Genomic DNA, 16,596 nt, shown 5'->3' with positions numbered 1-16,596 from the left:
AATTAACATATTGCTGATTTAATTTTGCAGTGTTTATCAAAGTTCATAACGCACATAATTTAAAAATATAACGTCTCTTGGTACAATATAAATAATACTACTAGGGGGCGTTTTAACATGTCTGAATTTAAACCAGGTAAAATTAACAAACATATATTTTATAGTGACATATTAGAAAGAGATGTTACTATTTCTATTTACTTGCCTGAAGAATATACTGATTTATTTAAATACCAAGTGATTATATGCTTCGACGGTTTGGATTTTTTAAGGTTTGGACGAATCCAACGAGAATATGAAAAGCTACGTAAAGATAATGAAATTCAAAGAGCGATTATTGTTGGTTTTCATTATGAAGATGTAGAAAAACGTCGTGAAGAGTTTCATCCAAAAGGTAGCCGATCACATTTAACTGTCCAAGCAGTTGGTAAAGAACTATTACCATTTATAGATGCGACTTTTCCTACTTATAAAGTGGGGAATGCTCGACTATTGATGGGTGATAGTTTAGCTGGAAGTATAGCATTACTTACAGCCCTAACCTATCCAACGATATTTAGCCAAGTAGCAATGTTAAGTCCACAATACGATGAAGTGGTTAAAGAAAAGGTTGAGGGGTGTGACACGAAATCACAACTTTCTATTTGGCATGGAATCGGTTTAGAAGAGGAAGACTTCACATTACCTACGAATGGCAAGAGAGCTAACTTCTTAACACCTAATCGCGAGTTGAATGCACTTATTAATCAATTTGATGTTCGTTATCACTATCAAGAATTTGAAGGTGGTCATAATTGGAAATCATGGAAACCTTTATTAGGGGATATTTTAAAATACTTTTTAGATGAGGAATTACCAGAGTAAATTATACTTATTAATGATCAAGTTCAATCGTTATTCAAATTAATAACGTACAAATATTATTATGTATATTGTTTAAAATAGAAAAAATATTTTTAAGTTTAAAGTAACGGTTTTCATAGAATTTTGATATAATGGAAATAGGTTAAACAAAGGAGGAATTCAAATGATTTTAGGATTAGCTTTAATCCCATCAAAGTCATTTCAAGAAGAGGTAAATGCATATCGTAAGCGTTATGATACACATTATGCGCAAATTATGCCACATATTACTGTGAAATCTCAATTTGAAATTAACGATGCGGATTTAGATTCAGTTAAAAAAGAAATTGAAACTCGAATTAAAGGTATTTCATCAATTGATATTCATGCAACTAAAGCATCTAGCTTTAAACCAATAAATAATGTCATTTACTTTAAAGTTGCTAAGAATGATGAACTTGAAGAAATTTTCGATCGTTTTAATACAGATGATTTCTATGGTAAGGCCGAACATCAATTTGTACCTCATTTTACAATTGCTCAAGGTCTTTCAAGCCAAGAATTTGAAGATATTTATGGTCAAGTAGAGTTAGCAGGGGTAGATCATAAAGAGACAATCGATGAATTATCATTACTACAATTTAGCACTGAAGAAGATAAATGGAAAGTTATCGATACATTTAAGTTAAATTAAAAATTATAAATAGTTATAAAAAATGGAGTGAGATAGTGGAATCTATGATACATAGATCTTTATCTCACTCCATTTTTATTTAATTAGCACGTTTTCTATTTATAAAGTAATAGCCATAAAATAAGGCTAAAACTAAGAAAATAAGTGCAGAAAAATAGAAAGTATTATTTAAATTATTAGTAAACTGTGTAATTAAGCCACCTAATAAAGGACCAATCATAGACCCAAAACCTTGCACACTATTAAATACACCCCAAGTTTCTTCTTGCTCTTTTGGATTGATGTGTCCAGCCATAAAAGTATTCCATGCGGGTAATAAGATACCGTACATGAGACCAATGAATAACGCGATTCCCCACACAATATATATATTTGTGATTAATGATAATCCAAATATCATAAGTGTGTATAAGATGAACCCGCCAAATATAATACTATACATAAAGCCTCTACTATTTTTATCAATTATTTTTGAAAGAAATAGCATTGATATAGCACAACCAATTCCACCTATCATGATTGCGATTGTATATTCAATCGTTGAGACATGTACTATTTTTGTAGCATATGTGGGTAGAATAGGTATTAAAGCTGAAATTGCTGCACCTTGGAGTAATATACCTGGGAATAAAATAATATGTCGCTTAGTTACATCTACAATCTGTAATAATTGTTCTTTTACAGGTTTAGTATTGTAATTAGTCAATTGAATATTAACAAAGTAGTATAATATCCATGCGATTAATACGACTAAAGACATCATAAATACAAAATGTAATGGGTGTATCTTAATTAAGAAGTTCATTACTACCCAACCGACTAATAAACCTAACAACCACGCAAAATATACGTAACCCATCTGCTTACCACGTTTATCTTCTTGAACGCTTGATAGCATGATAACCCAAATAGGACTAACGGCTATACCAAGCATGATTGCGCTAATTATGATGACTATTGGTGATGATGGGAACCAAATAACTAAGAATAAACTTAGAAATGCTAGTAAAAACCCAGAAGTTAATACTAATTTAGCGCCAAACTTCTTTAATAAAAAGCCAATCACAAAATTTGTAGCTGCATCTGCTATAAAATGTATAGAAAATGCTAAAGATGTCACTGCAACTGCAATAGAAGTGACAGTAGGTAGGTAGTTAATATAACTTAATATGTACATACCTCTAGCAAATTCCATAAGAAATAAAATGACAAGCATAATTATAAAGTTTTTATTATTAGAATAGTTATTTAACGAAGAATCTTGCATACAAAGGCACCTTTCCATAAATCTCTTCTGGTTGCGAAGAATGGCCTAATAGTTCTAATAGGTCTTTGCATAATTTTTGAGTGGCATACTCAATTTTAGATTCTCTCATGTTTGAAGTCATTTTATTTAATATTGATTCATTATTTGTAAGATGCGTAACGATATCTATAGCCTCTTCAGGTGTATTGGCAATTTTACCAAACGTCATATCCTCAAAATAATTCGCATTTTCTAATTCTTGTCCTGGAGCTGGATTTAAGAAAATCATTGGAATACAACGAGTAAGCCCTTCTGAAATTGTAATACCACCAGGTTTTGTAACCATTAATTGACTTGATGCCATCCATTCATTCATATGTTTTGTAAAACCTAGAATGAGAACATCAGGATGATCTTTGAATTGAGCTTGTAAAGAGCGTTTTAATTCTTTACTACGACCACAAATCATAACAACTTGTGAATGTTTACTTTTCTCTAAAATTTCATTAATCATTTGGTCGAATCCTTTTGAAACACCAAAAGCACCTGCAGACATTAATATTGTAGGTCTATCAGGATCTAAGTGATGTTTACTCAACCAAGCTCTTTGATCAATATGTTCTTCGAATTTATCTGAAATGGGGATTCCCGTGACTTTAATTTGAGAGGCAGGTACGCCTGCTTCGATAAAATCTTTCTTGGTATCTTCAGTGGCTACATAATAGCGATCAGATTCTGGTGTAATCCAGTTTTTATGCATTCTGTAATCAGTCATCACTGTAGCAACTGGAATATTGATATTAAATTGTTCTGTTAAAACAGACATAACTGGTGTAGGGAATGTTAATAAAATTAAATCTGGTTTTTCATTAATGAGTATATTAATCAATTTATTTAGACCATAATATTTATAAAAACATTTATCTAGTTGATCAGGGCGGCTATAATAAAAGTTTTTATACATATTTCTGAAATATCTAAAGCTATTGATATACCATTTTTTACATATAGAAGTTAAAATAGGATGCGCTTCCATAAATAGGTCGTGTTGAATCACACTTAAATGGTCCAAATTCATTTCATTTAATTGGTTTACGATGCTTTGAGTAACTTGCATATGACCGTTACCGAAAGAACCAGTAATAATCAATATCTTTTTATTTTGAGTAACCATTAAAAGCCACCCTCCGTTAATTTTTAAAATTTATAATAAGTGTAACGTATTTTAATACATTATAAAAGGAATATCGTGATTACGTGTACATGAAATACCATTGATTTGTAGCAATTTAGTCTTAATTACAATTTAAAAGGGTAATATGACATTGCTTGAAAAATTGTATTTATGCATTATACCACAACTATCTTAAAAATAAATTTGAAAGAACTTAATACAAGTGATGGATTTTCTTTATAATTACTTTATATAAGGTTGATAATCTATTTATAATGTTAGCATGGTTTAACAAATATGTATTATTAAAATCTATCAAATAACAAGAATTTTAGTTTTATTTAATAGTAGATTAATATATAAGGTATAAATTTACATTTTCAAAGTTTTGAATAAGCTAAATTAATATTCCTCTTGAACATACAAAGGAATAACGCGACTTAATCGCTATAGAATCAATAAACTAATATTATAAGAAATTGGCATAAAATAAGTCAGTTAAAATTGTTTAGGATTAACTGGTATTTATATAGAAAGAATAAATTTATCATAGTCACCAAAACGTGTATAATAGACTTATTGTAAAAAAAGGAGCGATTCATTTTGAATGCGAGTGTATTGTTCGAAAAAATTCGAGTAAAACAAGTAATAGGAACATTAGATAAAGAAGTCGTAGATATCACTACTGATTCAAGAACGGCTAAAGAAGGCAGTATTTTTGTCGCATCAAAAGGTTATACAGTTGATAGCCATAAGTTTTGTCAAAATGTAGTAGATCAAGGATGTAGCATCATTGTGGTCAATAGAGAGCAAGACTTAAATGGCGATGTGACTCAAATTATAGTACCCGACACTTTAAGAGTGGCGAGTTTATTAGCACATGAATTGTTTGACTTTCCAAGTCATCAATTAGTTACATATGGCGTAACAGGAACAAATGGTAAAACGTCTATAGCAACTATGATTCATTTAATTTATAGAAAGTTAAATAAAAATAGTGCTTATTTAGGAACAAATGGATTCCAAATAAACGAAACAAAAACAAAAGGTGCGAATACAACCCCGGAAACAGTATCTCTAACTAAAAAAATTAAAGAAGCTGTTGATGAAGGTGCTGAAGCAATGACAATGGAAGTATCTAGTCATGGATTATCATTAGGTCGTTTAAGAGGCGTTGAATTTGATGTTGCCATTTTTTCTAATTTAACTCAAGATCATTTAGATTTTCACGGCACAATGGAAGCATATGGACATGCTAAATCGCTGTTATTTAGTCAATTAGGTGAAGACCTCGCTAAAGAAAAATATGTTGTATTAAACAATGATGATGATTTTTCAGAATATCTAGCTTCCGTAACGCCGTATGAGGTATTTACGTATGGCATAGATAATGATGCACAGTTTAGAGCAATTAATGTAGAAGAATCTTTACAAGGTGTTAAATTTGAATTTGACACGCCATTTGGTAGTTATCAAGTTGAAAGTCCATATGTAGGTAAATTCAATATTTCAAACATTATGGCAGCGATGATAGCGGTTTGGAGTAAAGGAGCTACATTTGAAGAAATCATTGAAGCGGTCAAATCACTTGAACCAGTAGAGGGGCGTTTAGAAGTATTAGACCCTAGTTTGCCTATAGATTTAATTATAGATTATGCCCATACTGCAGACGGAATGAATAAACTTATTGATGCAGTCAAGCCATTTGTGAAACAAAAACTTATCTTCTTAGTAGGTATGGCTGGTGAAAGAGACATGACCAAAACGCCTGAAATGGGTAGTGTAGCTTGTCGTGCTGATTACGTTATTTTCACGCCTGATAATCCTGCCAATGATGATCCTAAAATGCTTACAGCTGAATTAGCTAAGGGTGCCACTCACTCAAATTATGTTGAATTTGAAGATAGAGCAGAAGGCATTAAACATGCAATTGATGTTGCAGAACCTGGTGATACTGTAGTACTAGCTTCAAAAGGTAGAGAACCTTATCAAATTATGCCCGGGCATGTAAAGGTACCACACCGTGATGACTTAATTGGTTTAGAAGCGGCGTATAAAAAATTTGGTGGTGGACCTGTTGAAGATTAGAGAATATACAGGGGGCACTTCCCCATTTCAAGTATATTTTCATAGGTTGAATGAAACAGTACTTATTGCTATACCTGATCAATTTTGGTCAGTTGAAGTTGCAATTGATTTAACTCGAGCAGAAATTAACGATACGTTATTGATGCAATTTTTCACATTTAATGATGAAGAAGAAGCCCAGAAATTAGCAAGTACAGTAACTAATTGGATTGAAACAATACTAAAGGAGAATGATTAATGAATATAAAGGAAGAAGTAGAGTCAAGAAAGACTTTTGCGATTATTTCCCATCCAGATGCTGGGAAAACAACATTAACTGAAAAACTATTATTCTTCAGTGGTGCTATTCGTGAAGCGGGTACTGTTAAAGGTAAAAAAACAGGTAAATTCGCTACAAGTGACTGGATGAAAGTAGAGCAAGAACGTGGTATTTCAGTAACGAGTTCTGTAATGCAATTTGATTATGATGATTATAAGATTAATATTTTAGATACACCCGGGCACGAAGACTTTTCTGAAGACACGTATCGTACTTTAATGGCAGTAGATAGTGCTGTGATGGTGATTGACTGTGCAAAAGGTATAGAGCCTCAGACATTAAAACTATTTAAAGTTTGTAAGATGCGTGGTATTCCTATCTTCACTTTTATTAACAAGTTAGACCGTGTCGGTAAGGAACCATTTGAATTATTGGATGAAATTGAAGAAACATTAAATATTGATACATATCCAATGAATTGGCCAGTAGGTATGGGCCAAAACTTCTTTGGTATTATTGATAGAAAATCTAAATCTATTGAACCATTTAGAGATGAAGAGAATATCTTACACCTAAATGATGATTTTGAATTAGAAGAAGATCATGCAATTAAAAATGATAGTGCATTCGAACAAGCAATAGAAGAGTTAATGTTAGTTGAAGAAGCAGGCGAAAATTTTGATAACGAGGCATTATTAAATGGTGAATTGACACCAGTATTCTTCGGCTCAGCTTTAGCTAATTTCGGAGTTCAAAACTTTTTAAATGCTTACGTTGATCATGCTCCAATGCCAAATGCACGTCAAACTAAAGAAGATGTTGAAGTAAGTCCTTTTGATACAGATTTTTCAGGTTTTATATTTAAAATTCAAGCAAACATGGACCCTAAACATAGAGATAGAATTGCATTTATGAGAGTAGTTAGTGGTGCATTTGAACGTGGTATGGATGTAACCTTACAACGTACGAATAAAAAACAAAAGATCACACGATCAACATCATTTATGGCCGATGATAAAGAAACAGTTAATCATGCAGTTGCAGGAGATATAATAGGTTTATACGATACAGGAAATTACCAAATCGGAGATACATTAGTTGGCGGAAAACAAGACTTTAGTTTCCAAGATTTACCACAATTCACTCCAGAAATATTTATGAAAGTATCAGCGAAAAATGTCATGAAACAAAAGCATTTTCATAAAGGTATCGAACAATTAGTACAAGAGGGTGCGATTCAATACTATAAAACATTGCATACGAATCAAATTATTTTAGGTGCAGTTGGACAGCTACAATTTGAAGTTTTCGAACATCGTATGAACAATGAATACAATGTAGATGTAGTGATGGAACCAGTAGGTCGTAAAATTGCAAGATGGATTGAAAATGAAGATGATATTAAAGATAATATGAATACATCTCGTTCAATACTTGTACACGATCGTTATGATAATTATGTATTTTTATTTGAAAACGAGTTTGCAACACGTTGGTTTGAAGAAAAGTTCCCAGACATTAAATTATATAGTTTATTATAATATGTTTGTCTATATACTAGTGCGGGTATCAGTTGTTATATAATGGTGATGTTATAAAATTATAAATTGTCATTATATCAATTAGCTTGTATAATAAGTATATTCACAAATAAATACCTATGACACTCATGTCAGAGGGGAGTAACTTGATAGTCACTGAATAAATTTGAGTGATTTTACACTTTATCGTCATTACGAAGTATTCACTTCCGGTAAAGTGGGCAATAGTATTTGCTAAGTGAGACCTTTGCTATTATTTAGCATAGGTCTCTTTATTTGTATTAAATTTAAAGGAGTTGTCCACTATGGATCCGAGTTTGTTATTATCCTATGCATGGGTATTACTAGTCTTAGTATTTTTAGAGGGTCTTTTAGCTGCTGATAATGCAATAGTAATGGCAGTTATGGTAAAGCATTTACCACCTGAGCAAAGAAAGAAAGCACTATTTTATGGTTTATTAGGTGCATTTGTATTTAGATTTTTAGCATTATTCTTAATTAGTATCATTGCTAATTTCTGGTTTATACAAGCAGCAGGAGCTGTATATTTAATCTATATGTCAATTAAGAATTTATGGGAGTTCTTCCATAAAAAAGATGACAAGAATCATGAAAATGTCGGAGATGATCATCACTTTGACGAAGATGGTCAAGAAAAGAAAGTTGGTCCAAAAGCATTCTGGGGCACAGTATTTAAAGTAGAATTTGCAGATATTGCATTTGCTATTGATTCCATGTTAGCAGCATTAGCAATCGCTGTGACTCTACCAAAAGTAGGTATACATTTTGGTGGAATGGACTTAGGTCAATTTTCAGTAATGTTCTTAGGCGGTATGATAGGTGTTATTCTAATGCGTTTCGCAGCAACTTGGTTTGTTGAATTATTAAATAAATATCCTGGTTTAGAAGGCGCAGCTTTCGCAATTGTAGGTTGGGTCGGTATTAAATTAGTCGTATTAGTATTAGCACATAAAGACGTAGGTATTTTACCAGAAGAATTCCCACATACAGTTTTATGGCAATCTATTTTCTGGGCTGTCCTAATATTACTTGTTGTTATTGGTTGGTTAACATCAGCTGTAAATAATAAAAAGAATAAGAAATAATGAACTAAGGCTTCGTATATTATTACGAAGTCTTATTTAATGCTTGTTTAACATTGCAGTTTTAATAATAAAATATTAAAATTTATATATACATAATACTATTTATTAGGGTAATACATATCATTGTGAAAAATGTTACCTTAAACCCATTGAGTATGTCATAATAAAAGTAATTGATTGAAATGATAGGAGTGGCTATCTAGTGGATAAAAATAAAAAACAAGTAATTCCTCGTAAAAGCTATCGACGTCAACGTCGTGAATTTTTTCATAACGAAGAAAGAGAGGAAAGAGTAGAAAAACAAAGACAAGAAGAAAGAATTCAAGCTAAAAAGGATGAATACCAAGCTAAAGTTAATGAAGAAAGAGTTAAAGATAACTTAAGAAAAGCAAGAATAGAAAAGTTAACTAAAGAAGAAATCCAACAACAACAAAATCAAGTATCAAATCATAATGATAAATCAAATAAAACGCAACAAGCTCATGAAAATAGTAAGTCGAAATTAACATTACCAGAGGAACAGCAACTTAAACGAGATCAAAATCACAAAAATCAATCATCACAAGATAACAATCAAGATGATAATGAAAGTTCCACTCTCGTGCAGAATCAAATTGATAAATTAGCGTCTAAAACATTTCAAGAAGATCATCTAAAAAGTGGTGGTGAATCTGAAACTAAAAAGAACAACAGTAAAGCAGAATCTAGTAGTAATTTAAATAAACAAGCAACTTATGTTAAAAAACATGATTTTGAATCTGAAAATAAACATCCGTATCAAAGCAATCAAAATGCTAAACAAAATCAATTTGAAACAAAGAAAGATAATGCAACTTCAACTCGTGATAAAACAGAAAATAAAACTGATTATCTAGATATTATCAAGTCATTCTTTATGGAACATTGGCCTAAAATAGCTATTATTATTGGAGTGATATTATTAATTATTATACTTAACGCTATTTTTACTAATGTTAATAAAAATGATCATACAAATGACAGTGCTTTAACACCTACGAATAAACATTATACTGACACAATGAAAAGTGCGAATAGTACAGTAAAATCTGTAGTAACAGTGGAGAACGAAGGGTCAAAAAATACTTCAGTTCCAAATAATACATCTAAAGCAGATAATGAAATTGGTTCAGGTGTCGTCTACAAGAAAGTGGGCGACTCTCTTTTTATTATGACAAATGCGCATGTAGTTGGTAATAAAGATAAGCAAAAGATAACATTTGGTAATAATAAGTCGGTTCAAGGAAAAGTGATCGGTACGGATAAATGGTCAGATATAGCAGTCATTAAAGCTAAAAGTGCAGATGATTCTGTAAAAGCCATCACTACTGGTAATTCTAATCATCTTGTTTTAGGAGAGCCTATAATTGTAGTTGGTAACCCATTAGGTGTAGATTTCAAAGAAAGTGTATCTGATGGTATAGTCTCTGGTTTAGATAGACATGTACCAGTAGATATTGATAAAGATGATAGCTACGATGTACTAATGAAAGCATTTCAAATAAATGCGCCGGTTAATCCCGGAAATTCTGGTGGCGCAGTTGTTGATAGAGATGGTAAACTAATAGGTATTGTTTCTCTGAAAATTGATATGAATAATGTGGAAGGTATGGGATTTGCAATACCAATTAATGATGCTCAAAAAATAGCTAATCAATTAGAAAAAGAGGGAAAAGTTGAATATCCTAATACTGGAATTAAAATTAAAAATGTAGCTGATATTGATGATGACGAACGCCAATCAATCAAATTACCTAATAGTGTTAAAAATGGTATTATTGTTGGCGAAGTAAAACCCAATGCTCCTGGCGATAAATCAGGGTTGAAAAAAGATGATGTCATAGTAGAATTAGATGGGAAAAGAATTGAAGATAATTTAAGATATAGACAAATTATATTTAGTCATAGAGAAGACAAAAGTACATTAAAGGCTAAAGTGTATAGAGATGGAAAAGTCATTAATATAGATATAAAACTAAAATAATGTTGAGGTGAATTGAATGTCGATATTTGGTCAACTATTAAAAAGATCCAGTCCTCAACAAGGGATAGTTCTATACTATTTAGCAGCAATTGTTGTCGCGTTTTTATTGTTAAATTTGCCATATGTTCATAAATCTGGTGTCGACGTTAACCCAATAGATACATTATTTGTAGCAGTATCTGGAATAAGCGTTACAGGATTAACACCAATTAGTATTGTTGACACGTATTCTACGTTTGGTCAAATTATTATACTAGTCATTCTAAATATTGGCGGTATTGGTGTGATGGCCATTGGAACATTATTATGGGTTGTACTAGGTAAACATATAGGTATTCGTGAACGTCAGTTAATCATGCTTGATAACAATAAAGATACAATGAGTGGGACAGTCAAATTAATCTTAGAAATAGTTAGAACGATTATTGTAATAGAATTTATTGGTGCACTTTTACTGGCATTTTATTTTTATCGAGATAATCCCGATTTAAAATATGCTATAATGCAGGGAATATTTGTTTCAATATCAGCGACAACTAATGGTGGTCTGGATATTACAGGTGATTCACTTGTTCCATATGCCAAAGATTATTTTGTGCAAACGATTGTGATGTTCCTTATCGTTCTAGGTTCTATTGGATTTCCAGTATTACTTGAAGTCAAAGCCTATATTAAAAATAGAGTAACAAATTTTAGATTTTCATTATTTACTAAAATCACAACATCAACATATTTATTTTTATTTGTTTTTGGTGTCATGATTATTTTCTTATTAGAACATAATCATGCATTCAAAGGGATGAGTTGGCATCAGTCACTGTTTTATTCTCTATTTCAATCAGCAACAACTAGGAGTGCAGGATTGCAAACCATTGATGTATCCCATTTTAGTGATGCAACCAATATCATTATGAGTATTTTGATGTTTATAGGTTCATCTCCTAGTTCCGTAGGTGGTGGTATCCGTACTACTACTTTTGCTATTTTAATATTATTTGTCATCAATTTTAGTAATTCTGCTGATAAAATCTCTATTAAAGTATTTAATAGAGAAATTCATATTATGGATATACAACGATCATTTATGGTATTTACAATGGCTTCCATTTTGACCTTTACAAGTATGATTATTATATCTGTAGCAGAGCAAGGAAAACTATCGTTTTTACAAGTTTTCTTTGAAGTTATGTCGGCATTTGGTACATGTGGTCTAACACTAGGTGTAACAGATGATGTAAGTAACATTACAAAAATTGTATTAATGATATTAATGTTTATAGGACGTGTAGGTTTAATCTCATTCATTATAATGATAGCTGGAAGAAAAGAACCTAAAAAATTCAGCTACCCTAAAGAACGTATACAAATTGGATAAATTAAATCAAAGACATTTTAAGTATTAAAGATAGTTGATACTTAAAATGTCTTTTATATTTTTCTTAATAATATAAGTTATCTATCCAAAGTGATATCACTTAAACAAAAATACATGTTAAACTAACCATAATGAGAGGTGTGTTGAGATGGAGAGAAATGAGAATATCGATGTAGATGTCATAGCAACTTCTGATATGCATAGTCATTTTTTAAATGGAGATTATGGCTCAAATATATATCGCGCTGGAACTTTTGTTAGACAAGTAAGAAACAATAATCAAAATGTAATCTTACTAGATAGTGGTGGTAGTTTGGCAGGGTCATTAGCAGCTTTTTATTATGCTATTGTCGCACCATATAAGCGCCATCCAATGATAAAGTTAATGAATGCCATGCAGTATGATGCCAGTGGCATTAGTCCTAACGAATTTAAATTTGGATTGTCATTTTTAACTCGTTCTGTTGCACTATCTAGATTTCCATGGTTATCTGCTAATATAGAATATATCAAAACGAAAGAACCGTACTTTTCAACACCATATTCTATTCAACATTTTGATAATTTGAAAATTGCAATAGTAGGTTTAACAGCCGATGGTCTAATGAAAAATGAATATGCAGAAATGGAAGAAGATGTGAGCATCGAAAAAACATTATTATCAGCTAAAAGATGGATTAGATATATACATGAAATCGAAGAACCAGACTTTTTAATAGTGATATATCATGGTGGATTAGACAAAATCAGTAAATCCAATAAGAAAAATGAAGTAAATGTCAATGAAGCTGAAATATTGATGGAGGAATTAGGGGTTATAGATCTCATCATAACAGCACATCAACATCAAACATTAGTTGGTCAAGATCATGGAACAGTTTATGTACAAGCAGGACAAAATGCAGAAGAACTCGTTCATGTAAAAATAAAATTTAAAAAACGAACTAATACATATGAGGTTGAGGAAATTTCACCAGAAGTCATTGATTTGAATAATTATGATGAAGATGAAGCATTACTTAATGTCACGTATTATGATCGCAAAGCAGTTGAACATTGGGCAAGCGAAGCGATAAATGAAACTGAAATAAATGCACCAGTTAAAGATTTAGCAGAATTAGTAGGTCAACCCCATCCTTTTGCACAATTATTACATGATAGCATTAGATTAGCCTATAATTATCAAATTAGTTGTGTACACATACCTCGAAATGGTGAAGAAGGACTAAAGGGAGTCATAACGAATAGAGTTTTATATGATGCATATCCATATCCAGATAAACCTGTTGATTTAACGATTAAAGGGGAATGTATTAAAGGTATATTAGAATTTTCATATTCATATCTAGAATTTGAGAAAGATACGTTAAAGTCAACACTGATTGATGAAACGTTATGTACATTTTGGCAAGGATTTAACTATACTGTCGATATGAACCAAGCACCTTTTAACCGAGTGACTTTAGATGGAATTGATTTAAATGGATTATATAGGATCACTATGACGGATTATTGTTATAGAAATTATCAATCATATTTAGAAGATGCTATTATTCACCATACTAGTGAAAGTACAATGAGTACACTAATTGCTAAGCATTTATCAGATAAGCATTATTCTATTAAACTAAAAAATAACTTTAAAGTGATTAAGTAATTTGATATTATTACACCTTCATACTAATTAACGTATGTGGTTAAAAATTTACTTTAAAAAATAAATAGAGCTCTAAATCATGTATGGACACATGGTTTGGAGCTCTATACTTATACTTTAAATATTTATTTTCTAATCATTTAACATATTAAAAATTATCCATGAAAGATTAATAAAAGAATGATAGCAACTATTTGAGCAATAGATGTTGTAGCAATACGTCTTGTATATTCATAACTGATTGACAGTAATATTTGAGTTATAAAAATAAACAGTACTATCCACCAATTATCTAAATATATAAATAGAGAGCTTGAACAAATTGCAGTGATTAAGATAGATAACCAATTCGGCAAATTGTACTTATTTAACTCATTTTGTAAAACAGTGCGCATATATAGTTCATGACAAGGTATAACGAATGCTAATGTTACTAACATTTGCCACTTCCAATGAACACCAGTTTTGGCCAATTCTTTTATTAATGAAGCATAAGTTAATTCAGACGTTATGAGTGATAAGATCAATTGAATAATGATTAAAATAATACTGGCAATAATTCCAATACCTATGGATGTTAATAACCGTTTAGAATGTATATCACGTTGATAAAATACATAACTAATCCCAGCTATTAGCATAATTCCAGTATATAAATACCAATATTCTTGGTGTTCACCCCACATAACAAATAATATGGCATGAAAAACTATGAAACTAATTATAAACCATAGTAAAGCTTTCGAAACTTTTTTCATTACAACTAACCTTCTTGTTCAACAATTTTATAACGTTTATGATTAATAACCGTTTTTTCAGGTAAGTCTAGTGAGTTAAAGTTTTCCATTATTGTTAAATCTACAATAACTGAGTTATCATTTATTTTTTCAACTCGGCCTCTTAAACCATCATAAAATTCTACGATATTACCTACTTCTGCAACAGTCATTTCGAGTCCTCCCTTAATTCATAGCTAGACTATATTGTACTAAAAAATACACTACAAATAAACTAATAACACTAAAAACTCTTAGAATTAATACATAAATTATGAAAATTTTGTCATTATTGAGTAAATAATTGGAATTTTAAATGTAAATGGTGCATAAATAAGGTAAGGGCATATATAGAGAATCTATAAGGAGCGTTTGTTATGAAATTTGTAAGCAATAATAATATAACTGATCCAACACTTAACTTAGCTATGGAAGAATATGTATTAAAAAATCTTCCTTCAGAAGAAAGTTATTTTTTATTTTATGTAAATAGACCCTCCATTATTGTTGGTAAAAATCAGAACACGATAGAAGAGGTCAATAAAGCATACGTTGATGAAAAAGGCATAGATGTCGTACGTAGAATTTCAGGTGGTGGTGCAGTTTATCATGATACAGGTAATTTAAACTTTAGTTTTATTACAGATGATGATGGTAATAGTTTCCATAACTTTAAGAAATTTACAGAACCTATTGTCCAAGCCTTACAATCATTGGGTGTGGACGCAGAAATGACAGGACGTAATGATATTCAAGTTGGTGCTGCTAAAATTTCAGGGAATGCAATGGTTAAAGTTAAAGATAGAATGTTTAGCCACGGTACATTAATGTTGAACAGTGAGCTTGATGAAGTTCAAAATGCTTTAAAAGTAAATCCAGCTAAAATTAAATCAAAAGGTGTTAAATCTGTTAGAAAGCGTGTAGCTAATATTGAAGAATTTTTAACAGAGTCTTTAGATATTGATCAATTTAAACAAATTATTTTAAAAACGATATTTGGTGAACAACAAGTTGAAGAGTATGTATTAACTGATGAAGATTGGAAAAATATCGAGAAATTAAGTAATGAAAAATACCGTACTTGGGACTGGAATTATGGTAAAAATCCAAAATACAATTTTGAACGAGAAGAAAAATTCGAAAAAGGATTTATTCAAATCAAGTTTGATGTGAAAAAGGGTAAAATTGAACACGCAAAAATTTTCGGTGATTTCTTTGGTGAAGGGGACATTAGTGATTTAGAACATGCCTTAGAAGGTTGCCTTCATGACTTTAACCATTTAGAAGAAGCATTGGCAAATTATAATCTATATCATTATTTTGGTGATATAGATAAGAATGAAATATTAAGATTAATGTCTTAAAGTCATATAAATTTAAAAGGTCTATTCTCTAACTTTTTTAGTAGGGAATAGACCTTATTTTGAATGACTCGAATCTAAATTATTCACTGAGAAATGCCTCCAAGTTTTTATATTCTGTTATGTACTCATTGAATGCTTTCTCGTCTTTATTTACTAAAGCTTCATCAATTAGTAATTTCAACTCTTTTTTTCTAACCTCTCTAAGTGCTTCATCAATGACTAGTTCAACGCCTAAATCATTAACTGTAGTTACAAATTCTTCAAGTGTCGTATGTTTCACATTTGTATTATGATTCATAAGGATCTCGACCTTTCGTTTGAATTTAATATATAGATATTATACATTTTTTGAATTTTGAAATCAATGAATATTCTGACATTTTAAACGAAAAAATGTATCATATTACACTTTAAGAATAACTTGACTTTTGTGATTTTTCTTATAAAATAAAAAACATATTATTGATTCTA

At 30.8% G+C, this 16,596-nt stretch carries 15 protein-coding genes and 1 riboswitch; of the genes, 10 read left to right on the top strand and 5 right to left on the bottom strand.

Annotated elements, in window-relative coordinates; genetic code table 11:
• The first annotated feature begins 117 nt into the window (after window positions 1-117).
• Window positions 118-864 carry an esterase family protein gene (locus tag P7F85_RS09050; protein ID WP_002465611.1) on the top strand — a complete coding sequence of 249 codons (747 nt, stop codon included), beginning with the start codon at window positions 118-120 and terminating at the stop codon, window positions 862-864.
• A 163-nt stretch (window positions 865-1,027) separates the two neighbouring features.
• Window positions 1,028-1,537 carry a YjcG family protein gene (locus tag P7F85_RS09045; RefSeq protein WP_046464308.1) on the top strand — a complete coding sequence of 170 codons (510 nt, stop codon included), beginning with the start codon at window positions 1,028-1,030 and terminating at the stop codon, window positions 1,535-1,537.
• Between the two features lie 79 nt (window positions 1,538-1,616).
• On the opposite strand, the gene ltaA is transcribed toward P7F85_RS09045, so the two are convergent.
• Window positions 1,617-2,804, bottom strand: a complete 1,188-nt coding sequence (ltaA, locus tag P7F85_RS09040) for a lipoteichoic acid biosynthesis MFS flippase LtaA (RefSeq protein WP_015365213.1) — start codon at window positions 2,802-2,804, stop codon at window positions 1,617-1,619.
• Window positions 2,782-3,957: a diglucosyl diacylglycerol synthase gene (locus P7F85_RS09035; RefSeq protein WP_002465636.1), complete on the bottom strand. Its 1,176-nt coding sequence runs from the start codon at window positions 3,955-3,957 to the stop codon at window positions 2,782-2,784. The genes ltaA and P7F85_RS09035 overlap by 23 nt, the downstream gene beginning before the upstream one ends.
• Before the next feature lie 603 nt (window positions 3,958-4,560).
• Here P7F85_RS09035 and P7F85_RS09030 point away from each other — a divergent pair.
• The 7 genes from P7F85_RS09030 to P7F85_RS09000 all read left to right on the top strand — a co-directional run bounded on the left by P7F85_RS09030 (window position 4,561) and on the right by P7F85_RS09000 (window position 13,985).
• A complete protein-coding gene (locus P7F85_RS09030; protein WP_002465615.1) occupies window positions 4,561-6,045 on the top strand; it encodes a UDP-N-acetylmuramoyl-L-alanyl-D-glutamate--L-lysine ligase in 1,485 nt (494 codons plus the stop codon).
• Window positions 6,035-6,283, top strand: a complete 249-nt coding sequence (locus tag P7F85_RS09025) for a YueH family protein (RefSeq protein WP_015365212.1) — start codon at window positions 6,035-6,037, stop codon at window positions 6,281-6,283. The genes P7F85_RS09030 and P7F85_RS09025 overlap by 11 nt, the downstream gene beginning before the upstream one ends.
• Window positions 6,283-7,845: a peptide chain release factor 3 gene (locus tag P7F85_RS09020; RefSeq protein WP_002465627.1), complete on the top strand. Its 1,563-nt coding sequence runs from the start codon at window positions 6,283-6,285 to the stop codon at window positions 7,843-7,845. Before P7F85_RS09025 ends, P7F85_RS09020 begins: the two co-directional genes overlap by 1 nt.
• 124 nt (window positions 7,846-7,969) lie before the next feature.
• Window positions 7,970-8,081, top strand: a riboswitch (yybP-ykoY riboswitch).
• Between the two features lie 69 nt (window positions 8,082-8,150).
• The gene (locus tag P7F85_RS09015) at window positions 8,151-8,951 is read left to right on the top strand and encodes a TerC family protein (RefSeq protein WP_002465607.1); all 801 of its coding nucleotides are present in this window, start codon (window positions 8,151-8,153) and stop codon (window positions 8,949-8,951) included.
• Window positions 8,952-9,153: 202 nt separating this feature from the next.
• Window positions 9,154-10,953, top strand: coding sequence for a trypsin-like peptidase domain-containing protein (locus tag P7F85_RS09010; protein WP_031463936.1), 1,800 nt, complete (start codon window positions 9,154-9,156; stop codon window positions 10,951-10,953).
• Between the two features lie 16 nt (window positions 10,954-10,969).
• Window positions 10,970-12,328 (top strand): TrkH family potassium uptake protein, encoded by a 1,359-nt coding sequence (locus P7F85_RS09005; RefSeq protein WP_002465610.1) that lies wholly within the window; start codon window positions 10,970-10,972, stop codon window positions 12,326-12,328.
• A 148-nt stretch (window positions 12,329-12,476) separates the two neighbouring features.
• Window positions 12,477-13,985: a bifunctional metallophosphatase/5'-nucleotidase gene (locus P7F85_RS09000; protein ID WP_002465613.1), complete on the top strand. Its 1,509-nt coding sequence runs from the start codon at window positions 12,477-12,479 to the stop codon at window positions 13,983-13,985.
• 155 nt (window positions 13,986-14,140) lie between these two features.
• Here P7F85_RS09000 and P7F85_RS08995 read toward each other — a convergent pair whose 3' ends face one another.
• Both P7F85_RS08995 and P7F85_RS08990 read right to left on the bottom strand, forming a co-directional pair.
• Window positions 14,141-14,743, bottom strand: coding sequence for a CPBP family glutamic-type intramembrane protease (locus P7F85_RS08995; protein WP_002465620.1), 603 nt, complete (start codon window positions 14,741-14,743; stop codon window positions 14,141-14,143).
• A 5-nt stretch (window positions 14,744-14,748) separates the two neighbouring features.
• Window positions 14,749-14,934: a YkvS family protein gene (locus tag P7F85_RS08990; protein ID WP_002450747.1), complete on the bottom strand. Its 186-nt coding sequence runs from the start codon at window positions 14,932-14,934 to the stop codon at window positions 14,749-14,751.
• A gap of 204 nt (window positions 14,935-15,138) precedes the next feature.
• Here P7F85_RS08990 and P7F85_RS08985 point away from each other — a divergent pair, with 204 nt between their 5' ends.
• Window positions 15,139-16,125, top strand: a complete 987-nt coding sequence (locus P7F85_RS08985) for a lipoate--protein ligase (protein ID WP_002465637.1) — start codon at window positions 15,139-15,141, stop codon at window positions 16,123-16,125.
• A gap of 79 nt (window positions 16,126-16,204) precedes the next feature.
• Here the strand turns inward: P7F85_RS08985 and P7F85_RS08980 are convergent, their stop codons facing one another.
• Complete coding sequence (locus tag P7F85_RS08980; RefSeq protein ID WP_002465640.1) at window positions 16,205-16,423, bottom strand: IDEAL domain-containing protein; 219 nt, start codon at window positions 16,421-16,423, stop codon at window positions 16,205-16,207.
• Between the last annotated feature and the right edge of the window lie 173 nt (window positions 16,424-16,596).

The organism is Staphylococcus sp. aM (assembly GCF_052975125.1).
The sequence above is the reverse complement of the archived record's forward strand: the minus strand, read 5'-3'. Positions and strand labels throughout refer to the sequence as shown.